Origin of the sequence: Bradyrhizobium sp. BEA-2-5 (genome assembly GCF_032918025.1) — a bacterium.
GTDB classification, from domain to species: domain Bacteria; phylum Pseudomonadota; class Alphaproteobacteria; order Rhizobiales; family Xanthobacteraceae; genus Bradyrhizobium; species Bradyrhizobium pachyrhizi.
Map to the genome: position 1 here is coordinate 4,260,373 of NZ_CP136629.1, position 12,625 is coordinate 4,272,997.

Below are 12,625 nucleotides of genomic sequence, written 5' to 3' on the forward strand. Positions count from 1 at the left end.
ACCCGCGCCGAGCGGATTCGTCCATTCGGCGGTACCGGGAGCAGGCCGCCTACGGCGGCGTCGCGGTCCAGGCCTGCCCGGCGGCGGCCTTGTCGTATCCGTACTGGTAGAGCGCGCGCATATAGGCGGTGTCGAAGCCCTGCGTCTCCGGCGCCGGATAGTCGCGCTCGATGTAGGATAGATGGAAACCCAGCCGGTTGCGCCGGGCGAAGTCATAGGTCGAGAGGATGACCGAGCGCGTCTGCGCCTGCGTGATCGCGGAAATGCTGCGGGAGGCGACGTCGATCGTCGAATTCGACACCAGCTCGAAGTTGCGCTCGATCTTCTTGTTGACGAGGATGTAGATATTCATACGGCTGTTGGCGGGCCAGCCGCGCTCGTGGAACAGCAGGGCTTCCGGCAGTGTCAGCACCGGGGCCGTCACGCCGCCGTCGACATGCATCTCCTGAAACCTGCGGCCCTGGCCTTCGGCGTCGATCATGATCGGCGGAAACACCAGCGGAATGCTGGCCGAGGCCGCCATCACGTCGCGAAACAGCTTCAGGGCCTCGGGCGTTCCGACCGCGGCGATCTTGCCCATGTTCCAGATCGCAGTGCGCTGGGTGTCGAGGTCGGTCGTGACGATCAGGAGCTTTCGGCCCTTGGCGTTTTCGCGCGCCACCTCGCTCAAGATCTCCGGACCGACATAGCGCGCGACCAGCTCGCGCAGCCGCGTGTTGCCGAACAGGCCGGATCCGAACAGCACGCGCATGATGCTGGGGTCGTTCAGGAGGCTCTCCGCGATGCCGCTGGTGTAGACCTCCTTCAGCGTGTCGTCATATTGCGGACCGAGGAACGCAAACGGCGCGATCAGGCCGCCGGTGCTGACGCCCGAGACGACGGTGAAAGTGGGGCGGGTTCTGGCCGCGGTCCAGCCGTTGAGCACGCCGACGCCATAGGCGCCGTCAGCACCGCCGCCGGAGAGGGCGAGATAACTCGTGATCGGCGCGACGCTGCGCTTCTCGAGCTTGAATTTTGATGCCGGCTCGTCGGCATAGCGGCGCAGCCCATCGAGATCGAGCACGCGGGAATTGGCGGCGTCGGCGGCCGTGTAAGGCATCCGCGGCAGCGAACTGCAGGCCGAAAGCGCTAGGGCGAGGCCGCACAGCAGCACCGCCTGCCGGATCGCGCAGGCAGCCGTCATCCAAGGGCCGGCGCCGGCGGGCCGGACGCTAGGGGTAAGACCATCTCTGCCAGTCACGTTCGCGGATCGACGTCGCTGCGGGGAGCCGGTTGCCATATTGTCGTCATAAAACGACACGGTTTCGTTTTGTTTAAGCTAGCTGATGATGCAAGGCAAGCGTCCGGCCGGTTGTCCGTGTTCACGAAGTCGCGCGAGGGCCGTTATCCGACGGGTTGATCGGGCACCGGCGACACGCAATAAGCAGCCGCATGAATCTTCCCAATCATTTCGAGCTGCTGGCAACCGATGGGGCCGCGCGCACCGGGCGGCTGACCACGCCGCATGGCGTCGTGCGGACGCCGGCCTTCATGCCGGTCGGGACCGCCGGTGCCATGAAGGGGATGCATTGGCGCGAGGTGCGCGATGCCGGCGCCGACATCGTGCTGGGCAACACCTACCACCTGATGCTGCGTCCGAGCGCGGAGCGGATCGCCGCGCTCGGCGGATTGCAGCGGTTCACCGGCTGGAACGGACCGATGCTGACGGATTCCGGCGGCTTCCAGGTGATGTCGCTGGCGGATTTGCGCAAGGTCAGCGAGAACGCCGTCACTTTCCGCTCGCATATCGACGGTGCCAAGGTCGAACTGTCGCCGGAGCGCTCGATCGAGGTGCAGCGTTTGCTCGGCTCCGACATCGCCATGCAGATGGACGAATGCGTGCGGCTTCCGGCCGAGCGCGCCGACATCGAGCGCGCGATGCAATTGTCGCTGCGCTGGGCCGAGAGAAGCAAGCGCGCCTTCGAGAACGCCCCCGACGGCTACATGCTGTTCGGTATCGTGCAGGGCGGCGACGTCCCGGATCTGCGACACGCCAGCGCGCGCGGGCTGACTGGCATCGGCTTTCACGGTTACGCGATCGGAGGCCTCGCGGTCGGCGAGCCGCAGGCGGTGATGCTGGCGATGATCGACGAGACCGCACCATTGCTGCCGAGAGAGCGCCCGCGCTACCTGATGGGCGTCGGCACGCCCGACGACATCCTCGAAGCCGTGAAGCGCGGCATCGACATGTTCGATTGCGTGATGCCGACACGGAACGGACGCCACGGCATGGCGTTCACCCGCTTCGGGCAGATCAACCTGCGCAACGCCCGGCACGTCGACGATCCGCGTCCGCTCGATGAAGAAAGCCCGTGGCCGGCGGCGAACGGCTATTCGCGCGCCTATCTGCATCACCTGGTGCGGTCGGGCGAAACACTTGGGGCAATGCTGCTGTCCGAAATCAACGTCGCCTATTACCAGCAGCTGATGCAGGGCATCCGCGATGCGGTGGCGAACGGCACGTTCGAGGACTTCAGAACGAAAACGCGCGCCGGTTGGGCGCGCGGTGACATCGCTCCAAGATGAGCTGTGTGATCAGTTGCACACGATCGGTTTCACCGCGTGTTTGGTCACGAAGCCATAGCCGCAATTGTCGCAGGTCCAGAGATAGCTGATCAAATTGTCGAACAGGTACGCGGACGCTTCCGCCGCCACCATGGAGTCCGCACACACCGGACAGGTCGGCAAATCGCAGCCGCGCGGATCGGGCCTGGACGCTGTGGTCGACAGAACTTCAGCGAGAGCTGGCATGTGACCTCCTTTGCGTTCTGAGCTGCACCTGACGAAAGTATATAAACCCATTTGTTTGACCTTGTCGCAACACAAATGCGTAGGTTTTACGTTATTTGCGCAGGTTCTATTTTGCGATGCAACGAATTCGCATTGCGGCGGTTTCTCACTTGCGCGCCATGGTGCGCTGCTTCTAATGAGACAAGACCGCATATTCCCAGCACATCCGCTACAGGAGCCGCTTGATGGACGCGCCGTCGACAACGAGTGCAGTGCAACCCGGACGCGGCCGCGTCTTTGACTCCATCGTCGATGCGATCGGCTCCACGCCGATCGTGCGGCTGCGCAGATTGCCGCAGGCGGCTGGCGTCAACGCGACGATCCTCGCCAAGCTTGAATATTTCAATCCTGCAGCAAGCGTGAAGGACCGCATCGGCGCGGCCATGATCATCGCGATGGAGAAGGCGGGCATCGTCAAGCCCGACACCGTGCTGATCGAGCCGACCTCCGGCAATACCGGTATTGCGCTCGCCTTCGTAGCGGCTTCGCGCGGCTACCGGCTCAAGCTGGTGATGCCGGAGTCGATGTCGATCGAGCGACGGCGGATGCTGGCCTTTCTCGGTGCGGAGATGGTGCTGACGCCGGCGGCGCAAGGCATGAAGGGTGCGATCGCGGCCGCCGAGGAACTGGTGAAGACGACGCCGAACGCGGTGATGCCGCAGCAATTCAAGAACCTCGCCAATCCCGAGGTGCACCGCCGCACCACCGCGGAGGAAATCTGGAACGACACCGGCGGCAACATCGATTTCTTCGTGGCCGGCGTCGGCACCGGCGGAACGATCACCGGCGTCGGCCAGGTGCTCAAGCCCCGCAAGGCCTCGCTGCGGGTGGTTGCGGTCGAACCGGAGGAGAGCCCGGTGCTGTCGGGAGGACAGCACACGCCGCACAAGATCCAGGGCATCGGCGCCGGCTTCATCCCCGACATCCTCGACCGCGCCGTGATCGACGAGATCGTGAAGATCAACTCGACGACGGCGATCGAGACCTCGCGCGCGCTGGCACGGCATGAAGGCATTCCTGGCGGCATCTCCTCGGGTGCGGCGATTGCGGCCGCGCTGCAAATCGGCAAGCGTCCGGACGCGGCGGGAAAAACCATCCTGGCGATCGTGCCGTCCTTCTCCGAGCGCTATCTCTCGACGGCTTTGTTTGAAGGAATCTGAGACACAGGAATCCAGTATATGGCTGACCAGCCGAGGCGACCGCGAACCCTGAGCGATGCCCGCAGCGAAGCCGAGGCGGCGTTCAAGCGCGCCACCACCAAGGTCGCGGACGCGGTGCCAAAGACCGTCGCTGTCCCCGGCGTCCGCGAGCAGGTCACGCTGCGCATCGACCAGGACGTGCTGGAGTTCTTCCAGGAGGGTGGCCCCGGCTGGCAGGACCGCATCAACGAGGCTCTGCGAAAGGCCGCCGGAAAGTAACACGCTTTCGAAGCCAGGAGGCGCGGGACGATCCCCGGGCTTTGGCGGGTGGCGCGCGGCGGTGCTGCGCTCGCACGGCACGGATGTCACCTCGCGCGCGCCGGCTTCCTCGCGGTCGGTTTCAGGTTCATGAGGTTGCCGGCCAGGATCATGGCCGCGCCGAGCACCGTGTAGACATCGAGCCTTTCGGCATAGATCAGCCAGCCGGCGATCGCCGTCAGCGGCACGCGGACGAAATCCATCGGGATCACGACAGTCGCGTCGGCGTGGAGCAGGGCGCGTGCCATGCAATAGTGCGAGAACGTGCCGCAGAACGCGATCAAGGCGAGCCAGCCCCAGGTCGAGAGCGGCGGCCAGGTCCAGACGTAGAGCGCAGGCCCGATGCTCGCGAGCGATTGCACCACGAGCATCCAGAACATGATCGTCAGCGTCTGCTCGGTCCGCGTCAGCGACTTGACCACGGCGACCGAGATGCCGAAGCCGACCGCCGCGGCGAGCGCGATCAGCTGGCCCGGATTGATCGCGCCGGCCGCCGGCCGCACGATCACGAACACGCCGACCAGGCCAAGCACGATCGCGACGATCTTCCACCGCGTCATCCGCTCGCCGAGAAAGCTCGCCGCAAGAATCGCGGTCCAGATCGGCATCGTGAACTCGATCGCGACCACCTGGCCGATCGGGATCAATGTCAGCGCAAAGAACCAGCCGAGCTGCGCGCAGAAATGGATCAGGTTGCGCGCGATATGGACGTGCACCCGTGCCGTCTTCACGATCGCAAACCCGCCATTCATGTGGATCAGCGGATAGAGCATCGCGAAGCCGAGCACGCCGCGAACGGCCATCAGCTGGAAGACGTTGACCTCGCGCGTCGCCTCGCGGCCGGCCACCGCCACGATCAGCATCAGCGCGAGCCAGCCGGACATCCACAATGCTGCGCGGGTCTTTGAGGGCGTGCGATCCATGACGGGGAACGAGCGGAGGAGGGGTGCCCGGTATCGGCGAGCTGCCATGAATTTGCAACGCGCAATTCTGCCTGCGCGGTGATGCGTCAACCATGTGATCTCTGCTAAGCAGGTCGGCAAAATCAAATCAGGAGGATCTGCTCATGCGTGTCTTGCAACCAGCCGAATGGTCGAAACCCCGCGGCTTCTCGCACGGTGTCGCGTTCGACGCGCCCGGCAGGTGGATCGTGCTGGCGGGCCAGACCGGCGGCGACGAGGCCGGCAATTACGCGCCCGACATGGCAGCGCAGGTCGCCACCGCGCTGAAACGGATCATCAAGCTCCTGGGCGAGGCCGGCGCCGGCCCCGAGCACATCGTCCGCCTGACCTGGTACCTGACCAGCCGCAACGAGTATGAAGCGGCTGGTGCTGGCATCGGTGCGGCCTGGAAGGAAACGCTCGGACGAAATTTCCCGCCCTCGACGCTGCTCTATATCGGTGGCCTCGTGGACGACCGGGCCAAGGTCGAGATCGAGGTCACGGCGTTCGTGCCTGCGGCATAGCACCGCTGGGGCGTACGCGAGGAATTGCCGCTCAGCCAAACAAAAGCCCTCGGGGATGACCCGAGGGCTTTCCACGTTGGAGCGCGGATCGATTACTTCGACAGCGTGATGCTGGCGCCGCGGAACTGGCTGTCGGCCCTGATGGTAACGGCCTGCTTGTTGCCGGTGGTTCGCATCGAGATATCGGCGTTGAAGCCGGGAGCACTGGCAACGACCTGGAAGTTGCCGCCGCCACCGCGACCCTGCAACGAGCCGCTGACATTGCGGCTGGACTCGCTCCAATTGCCGCTGACCGCGCTGCCTTCGGCCTGCACATCGGCCGCCAGGTTGAACTTGTAGGCGTCGCTTGCGCAGGTGAGGATCATGGTCATCCGGGGCCCGCCGACGTGATAGGTGGCGCGGCAGCGGATGCGCTCGCTGGAGCCGTCGTCCAGCGTGACCGAGCCGGCGCCCGACCAGGTGCCCGCCATGCCGGCGAACGGGCCGGACTGGGCATGGCCCGTGGTGCTTGCGAGTGCGGTCACAAAAAATGCGGCGGATGCAAATGCTGGCCGCCGCGCGATGGCAAAGAAACTTGATAGGCTGGTGATCTTACTGACGGGATGCTTCCCAGCGCCCGCTGCAAGGTATGCCTGCTGATGCTCCATTCCACTTCCCCGATCCGGCGTTGCCGTTGAGTTGACCGTTGGCATATGCACCATTGATCGAAACTTTCACAAGTCCCTCGCGGCCGATGGTGCCGGAGATCGCCGCGCCCTGTGCCGAGATCTTTCCTTCAGCGACGGTCACGGTCGAGCTCTGCGACGGTTCGCAGCTGCCGGTCTTGGTGACGACGGTGACGTTCCAAAGGCCGTCATAAGGCTGCTGCGCGGACACGGGAGCAGCGGTGAGGGCGGCAGCCGAAGCGACCGAAGTGACCAAAATCAGGTCGCGAATGCGGATCGAACGCATGAATCAAATCCCTGTAATTTCGTGTGATGACGCGGCTTATCCTGTCACAATGTGTTCAAAATTTGCTGCGTCGCGGGAGTCCCCAAATGTTCCTGTGAACTCAAACACATCACGGTGAATTCGGTTCCGGATCAGGAACGGAAAATCCGGGCATGGCCTTTTCGAGCAAGGTACTATTATACTCTAGCTCGGGTTAGTGTTTGCCAGGGCTCAGATTCGGCGCCTTGGTCGCAAACTGCTCATCCTGGACCTTGGCCGGCAGCGAGCCGTTGACCTTGCCATAGTCGATGACCTGGGCGAGCAGACGCAGCCCGAGCGGCGCCAGCGCGCGCTCCCAAAGCTCCCGTGCGGTCTCGCCCTTCTTGACGAAGCACCAGTCCTGGGCGGCGATGGCGCCAGCGTCCATACGGTCGGCGAGATGATAGATCGTGCCGCCGGCGATCGGATCGCCTTCCTTGATGGTCCATTCCACGGCGGCCTTGCCGCGATGGCGCGGCAGCAGCGAGGGGTGATATCCGATCCCGCCGAGCCGGGACGCGGCAAGCGCCTCTCTGCTGACCCGGGCGTGGCTATGGGCGGTCACGATCAGGTCGGTGTCCGGCGCAATCTCGGCGGCCGTCACCAGCTTTGGATCGGCCTGCACAACGACTTCGATGCCGGCCGCCCTGGCTGCTGCCGCCAGCCGGTCCTCGCCGTCATGGACGACCACCCTGACCAGCGTGACGTGGTGCTCTCGGAGCATGTTCAGGGTGGTCACGCCGAAATGGCGGGAGCCGACGAGGGTAATGCGCATGGGTATCTATTCCGTGGGGTTTACTCGGGGATTGCTCGGGCCGCCGCTATGCCGATAGCACACCGCGGCGGCCTGTTTCGCTGTCTTGCCGCTTATCAACAGGACGGCCGGGTGGCAATGTCAGGCCGCCGGCGGCTTGCTGGCCAGAACCTTGTCGATGCGCCGGCCGTCGAGGTCGACGATCTCGAATTCCCAGCCCTGCGCGGCGGTTTTCGCGCCGACATCGGGGATCGCGCCGAATTCATGCAGCAGGAAGCCGGCCGCGGTCTGGTACGGCCGCGGCGAGGGCAGCGTGATGCCGAGCAGTTCGCTGAATTCCAGCGCCGGCATCCAGCCCGAGATCAGATAGGAGCCGTCGGCGCGCCGGACATAGGCAGGCTCGGCCGGGCCTTCCTCGGTGTGGAAGGCGCCGACGATGGCCTCGAGGATGTCGGCGCTGGTGACGACGCCCTGGAAGGTGCCGTACTCGTCGTGGACGAGGCCGATATGCACTCTGGAGTCGCGCAGGATCGCGACCACGTCGCGGGCGTCGACGGTCTCCGGAATGATCGGCGCATCGCGCGTGAGCGCGCGGATGTCGGGCGTCTGGCCCGCGAGGTAGACGTCGAGTACGTCCTTGGCCTGCACGATGCCGAGCGCATGATCGCGGTTGCCGTCGAACACCACGCAGCGCGAGTGACTGCTCTTCTGCAGCGTCGCCAGGATCTCGGCCGCGGGGGCGGCGAGGTCGATCAGGCTGACCTCGTGGCGCGGCGTCATCACCGCGCCGACCGGCAGATCGCCGAGCCGCATCACGCCGGCGATCATCTCCTTTTCGCCGGGCTCCAGCACACCGGCGTTCTCGGCCTCCACCACCAGCGTCTTGATCTCGTCCTCGCTGACGCGGTCTTGTGCATCCTCGCGATGGCCGAGGACCCATAGCAGCAGCTTGCCGGAACGGTCGAGCAGCCACACCAGCGGCAGCGACAGCCGCGCCATCATGGTCATGGCCGGAGCGACCTTGACCGCGATCGAACTCGGGATCGCGCAAGGCGATCTGCTTCGGCACCAGCTCGCCGACGATCAGCGAGGCATAGGTGATCACGCCGACGACGAGGCCGACGCCGACCGCGTCGGCGATGCTTGCGGACACGCCGAGCTCGAGCAGCCATTGCGTCAGCCGCTGCCCGAGCGTCGCGCCCGAGAACGCGCCGGAGAGCACGCCGACCAGCGTGATGCCGATCTGCACCGTCGACAGGAACTTGCCGGGATCGGCGGCCAGTGCAAGGGCGCGGCGCGAACCGCTGACGCCTCGTTCGACCAGCGCCGCAAGACGCCCCGGACGCGAGGAGACGATCGCGAGCTCCGACATCGACAACAGACCGTTGACGACGATCAAGACCGCCACGATCGCAAGTTCCAGATATAACACGGGAGTCCCTAAACATTGGCGGCGTGAGCCGCTACATGACGCCCAATATAGGCATACCGGAGCGGTTTTGCTGTGCCTTGTCGGGCGTTCCTGCACAAGCAGAGGGTGCGTATGGCCAGCATGCAGCAAGATATCGCGGCATTTTGGCGCGCTGGCATCAGGTCCTAGGCGAGGATCCGCAGCGCCGGCTTGGCGAACCTCCTGCCCGATGAGGCGGGCTGCATCAGCATCCGCTTGGAGGCGGCTTGCAGTTGCACGCGCAAATCGGCGTTGCATTGCTTCATCTGGTTGCGCAGTTCGCGGCGGGAGAAGGCGGTGAGCGAGGGGTCCGCGAGTTGCTGCCAGGCCCTGCGCAGCCATTCCTGCAGTTCGCGAATGTTCTGATCCAGAACCTTCTGATCAAACACGTCGGGCTGGGTCATGCCGCCAAATCCCACGAAGCGATCAGTTGCAAAGTAACGCTGATTCGCGTCACTTCACCTAGCGCTATGTTGCGCAGGCGCGCTTGCTGCAGGGGAGATCGAAGGCTGCAGGCTTGTTCGTGCCCGCGTCAGCGAGCGTCGCCGGGCCCGGTGCGCAGCAAATCCAGCGCGACCGGCAGCGCGAGGACCAGCGCTGCGAGCATCGAGAGATGACGCGTCTGCGCGGCGGTCAGGCCGAGATCGTATTGGGCGAGATAGGCCAGCATGATCGCGATGTAGGCGGCGACGCAGATTGCGACGGCGATGCTTCCGAAATCGGTCTTGCTGTCGGTCTTGTCGTCCACGGCGCCACCTCGTTGCGGGAGCGGTGTAGCGTGGTTCGGCTTCGCCACCTATGAGCTGGATCACGGGCGAGGCGCCGCTCCGGCCGAACGGCTTCGTGCGTCGCGACGGGCCAACTGGCGGAGGCAAACGTCGCGATCGGCATTCCGCAGCGACGTGGCCGCGGCGACTGAAACTCCAGCCCGGCCTTGGCGGCCACCTGCCGCCAGCAAGCGGCCTAGCGGGAAGGGCTGCGTTTCGGCTGGCCTTCGCGCGGAAGCTCGACCGGGATGTGGGGCGCGGTGCTCACCACGCGGGGGCTTCCGTCGGAATGGGTCTGGCCGTTGAGCAATGTCTCGAGCACCAAAAAGAATTTTTCAGAAAGCATGGGCGTAGCCCTCGTCGTCTAATGTCCTTGTGTCGCGGCGCGCCGCGGAAAATTCGATCAACAAAATGCGAGTCGCACCGGCATGGCGATGCTGCGGCGCAAGGCCTCCCGCACGCAATCCGGGAGATTACCGGCGCCCACGCCGTCAACCGACGGCTTGCGCGAAATAGTTGCCAGGTTCCTAACGATTGCCGGTGCAGCACGTGATGGCGCTCACCGTTCCTTCAAGGATGCACGTTAATGATAGGGGTATGGATCGTGACCAGGACATCGACGAGGGATTTGGATCGACGCTGCGCCGCAGCTACGGGCGGCTGGCCTGGTGGATCGTCCGACTTAATCGCGTGCTCGAACCGTCGCGCGCGGCCGAACCACCGCGCACCCAATTGCCGCCGCGGCCAGCCGTTCCGCCAAGGCGACCTGTCCAGCCGCGCCCGGAATAGACCTCACCGGAATACCGGCTTCCGCTGTATCGGCCGTGCGGCCGGACTGCTATTCATGCGCCATCCGCGGACCCCTCCGGTCCGCCGTTTTTGACGATGCGGCCGCGCGGCCGCGCAAGCGACGAGGGACGAACGCAATGATTGAGACGGTTGGCATTATCGGCGCCGGGACCATGGGCAACGGCATCGCGCAGATCTGCGCTGCGGCAGGCCTCGGCGTGACCATGGTGGATATCTCCGACGCGGCGGTCCAGCGCGGCTTGAAGACGGTCGGGAGCAGTCTCGATCGGCTGGTCGCCAAGGAGAAAATGACCGCGGCCGATCGCGACGCGACGCTCGGGCGCATCAATGCGACCACCGACAAGGCCAAGCTCGCCGCCTGCGATCTCGTGATCGAGGCCGCGACCGAAAACGAGGAGCTCAAAGTCAAGATCCTGAAGGACCTCTGCGCCAAGCTGTCGCCGCGCACGCTGGTCGCGACCAACACGTCGTCGATCTCGATCACCAAGCTCGCTGCGGCGACCGATCGTCCCGACCGGTTCATCGGCATGCACTTCTTCAACCCGGTGCCGGTGATGGCGCTGCTGGAACTCATCCGCGGCTTGCAGACCTCGGACGACACCCATGCCAAGGCGCTCGATTTCGCCAAGCGCGTCGGCAAGGTGGCGATCACGGCGAAGAACAGCCCGGGCTTCGCCGTCAACCGCATCCTGTGCCCGATGATCAACGAGGCGATCTTCGCGCTCCAGGAGGGGATCGCAACCGCGGAAGAGATCGACGCCGGCATGAAGCTCGGCTGCAACCATCCGATCGGGCCGCTGGCGCTCGCCGATCTCGTCGGGCTCGACACCATGCTTTCGGTGATGGAGGTCTTTTACAAGGGCTTCAACGATCCTAAATACCGGCCAGCGCCGCTGCTGAAGGAAATGGTCGATGCCGGCCATCTCGGCCGCAAGACCGGGCAGGGCTTCTACACCTATAGCAAGTGAGGCCGGCGCGCGCCCGACCCCGTAATCATCCGGGATGGATCGCGCGGACAAGGTCGCGTAACGACAAGACCTGATCCGCCACGAGGCGGGGGACATCAGAAACGAGGCCCGGTCTCCTAGGCACACCGGGCCTCGTTTTTTTTGTGGGATACCGGGTTCAGTTGGCCGATGCGACCGGCGTGACGCCGGTTTCCTCGGGGTCGAAGCCGAACACGCCGACCAGGTACTTGTAATAGTCCGGCATCTTCTCCTTGAGCGTGGCGCGCGTATAGGGTTCGTGCTCGGAATCCTTGCCGGCCAGGAAGATGCTCGCCGTCACCGCGAAGAACTCCTGCTGGTTCTTCAACGCATAGGTCTCCTTGGCGAACAGTTCCTTCGACTTCGCTTGGCTGAGGAAAGCCTTGATGCCCTTGTTCTCATAGCCGTTCGGCATCAGCCGGGCGTGATAGGCGTGGAGGAATTCGTGCAGCAGCACCGGGTCCTTCGCGTAACGCATCATGTTCGGACGCATCCTGATGATGCCGATGCCGGAATCGAGCGCAAGCGCGAGCGGATCCGAATTGGTCCATTGCTGCTTGTCGTGATCCCAGATGGTGACGTCGCGCGTCGTGCCGCGATCCCATTCCGGCGCCGTCAAGCCATAGCAGGCCGCCGCCGCGCCTTCATCGAGACACGCCATCTCGCTGGCAACGATCGGCACGCGATGGAAGAACTGCAGCACCTTCGGGCTGAAGCCTGCGGTTTCCACGACGTCGAGTTGGCGGCGGACCATGTCGGCGATGCTGGTAACGTCCTTCCGGTCGGCGTTCTCGGAGAGATCGAAGACGTAGCCGCGATATTTCTCGACGCTGCTCGGTGCCGCCTCGGACGGCCCCGACGTTCGTGGTCCGGCAACGGCCGGCCCCGGCCGCAAGTGACAGGATCATTGAAGCAATGAGCGCGCTGCGCATGATTATCCCCCGTGCGACGAGCCTCTCCGGGTGTCGTCGTCCATTGAGCCGCGCGGGAGACTAGGGCAGCCGCCTTGCAGCGCGCTTAAGTCGTACATTTCCACCGCGCATCTGCGATTAGGCGCCGGTTAACTACGTGCGTTGGGGGGCTCGGCAGATGGCGGGCCGGCGGGTCTCGAGGCCGCGAGGGCCGATGATCGATCAGC

Annotated in this window: 15 protein-coding genes and 1 pseudogene; 5 read left to right on the plus strand and 11 right to left on the minus strand. The window is 64.7% G+C overall.

Annotation, left to right across the window (positions count from 1 at the left end):
• Window positions 1–49 precede the first annotated feature (49 nt).
• Entirely contained in the window at window positions 50–1,183 is a 1,134-nt protein-coding gene (locus RX327_RS19850) for a patatin-like phospholipase family protein (protein ID WP_317246869.1), read from the minus strand.
• A gap of 248 nt (window positions 1,184–1,431) precedes the next feature.
• Between RX327_RS19850 and tgt the strand changes: the two genes are divergently transcribed.
• Window positions 1,432–2,565: a tRNA guanosine(34) transglycosylase Tgt gene (gene tgt, locus RX327_RS19855; RefSeq protein ID WP_317246870.1), complete on the plus strand. Its 1,134-nt coding sequence runs from the start codon at window positions 1,432–1,434 to the stop codon at window positions 2,563–2,565.
• Window positions 2,566–2,574: 9 nt separating this feature from the next.
• On the opposite strand, the gene RX327_RS19860 is transcribed toward tgt, so the two are convergent.
• The gene (locus RX327_RS19860; protein WP_028332087.1) at window positions 2,575–2,790 is read right to left on the minus strand and encodes a hypothetical protein; all 216 of its coding nucleotides are present in this window, start codon (window positions 2,788–2,790) and stop codon (window positions 2,575–2,577) included.
• 224 nt (window positions 2,791–3,014) lie between these two features.
• Between RX327_RS19860 and cysK the strand changes: the two genes are divergently transcribed.
• Together cysK and RX327_RS19870 are read left to right on the plus strand one after the other, a co-directional pair.
• Window positions 3,015–3,989, plus strand: coding sequence for a cysteine synthase A (gene cysK, locus RX327_RS19865; RefSeq protein WP_317246871.1), 975 nt, complete (start codon window positions 3,015–3,017; stop codon window positions 3,987–3,989).
• A gap of 18 nt (window positions 3,990–4,007) precedes the next feature.
• Window positions 4,008–4,247, plus strand: coding sequence for a BrnA antitoxin family protein (locus RX327_RS19870; RefSeq protein WP_317246872.1), 240 nt, complete (start codon window positions 4,008–4,010; stop codon window positions 4,245–4,247).
• Window positions 4,248–4,333: 86 nt separating this feature from the next.
• On the opposite strand, the gene RX327_RS19875 is transcribed toward RX327_RS19870, so the two are convergent.
• Window positions 4,334–5,209, minus strand: a complete 876-nt coding sequence (locus tag RX327_RS19875) for a DMT family transporter (RefSeq protein ID WP_050384368.1) — start codon at window positions 5,207–5,209, stop codon at window positions 4,334–4,336.
• A 143-nt stretch (window positions 5,210–5,352) separates the two neighbouring features.
• On the opposite strand from RX327_RS19875, the gene RX327_RS19880 reads away from it, so the two are divergent.
• Entirely contained in the window at window positions 5,353–5,751 is a 399-nt protein-coding gene (locus RX327_RS19880; protein WP_317246873.1) for a RidA family protein, read from the plus strand.
• Window positions 5,752–5,843: 92 nt separating this feature from the next.
• On the opposite strand, the gene RX327_RS19885 is transcribed toward RX327_RS19880, so the two are convergent.
• The 7 genes and pseudogenes from RX327_RS19885 to RX327_RS19915 form a co-directional block, all read right to left on the minus strand.
• A complete protein-coding gene (locus RX327_RS19885; RefSeq protein ID WP_152977555.1) occupies window positions 5,844–6,221 on the minus strand; it encodes a hypothetical protein in 378 nt (125 codons plus the stop codon).
• A 121-nt stretch (window positions 6,222–6,342) separates the two neighbouring features.
• A complete protein-coding gene (locus RX327_RS19890; protein WP_317246874.1) occupies window positions 6,343–6,702 on the minus strand; it encodes a hypothetical protein in 360 nt (119 codons plus the stop codon).
• 193 nt (window positions 6,703–6,895) lie between these two features.
• Entirely contained in the window at window positions 6,896–7,495 is a 600-nt protein-coding gene (locus RX327_RS19895; protein ID WP_317246875.1) for a formyltransferase family protein, read from the minus strand.
• 120 nt (window positions 7,496–7,615) lie between these two features.
• A pseudogene (locus RX327_RS19900) lies at window positions 7,616–8,906 on the minus strand (hemolysin family protein).
• 164 nt (window positions 8,907–9,070) lie between these two features.
• On the minus strand, window positions 9,071–9,328 hold the full coding sequence (locus RX327_RS19905; RefSeq protein ID WP_050384373.1) for a hypothetical protein: 258 nt from the start codon (window positions 9,326–9,328) through the stop codon (window positions 9,071–9,073).
• Between the two features lie 128 nt (window positions 9,329–9,456).
• A complete protein-coding gene (locus tag RX327_RS19910; RefSeq protein WP_050384374.1) occupies window positions 9,457–9,672 on the minus strand; it encodes a hypothetical protein in 216 nt (71 codons plus the stop codon).
• A gap of 215 nt (window positions 9,673–9,887) precedes the next feature.
• Window positions 9,888–10,037 carry a hypothetical protein gene (locus tag RX327_RS19915; RefSeq protein WP_167350391.1) on the minus strand — a complete coding sequence of 50 codons (150 nt, stop codon included), beginning with the start codon at window positions 10,035–10,037 and terminating at the stop codon, window positions 9,888–9,890.
• Between the two features lie 580 nt (window positions 10,038–10,617).
• On the opposite strand from RX327_RS19915, the gene RX327_RS19920 reads away from it, so the two are divergent.
• Window positions 10,618–11,469 carry a 3-hydroxybutyryl-CoA dehydrogenase gene (locus tag RX327_RS19920; RefSeq protein WP_317246876.1) on the plus strand — a complete coding sequence of 284 codons (852 nt, stop codon included), beginning with the start codon at window positions 10,618–10,620 and terminating at the stop codon, window positions 11,467–11,469.
• A gap of 157 nt (window positions 11,470–11,626) precedes the next feature.
• Here the strand turns inward: RX327_RS19920 and RX327_RS19925 are convergent, their stop codons facing one another.
• On the minus strand, window positions 11,627–12,382 hold the full coding sequence (locus RX327_RS19925) for an anthrax toxin lethal factor-related metalloendopeptidase (protein WP_317246877.1): 756 nt from the start codon (window positions 12,380–12,382) through the stop codon (window positions 11,627–11,629).
• Window positions 12,383–12,625: the final 243 nt, after the last annotated feature.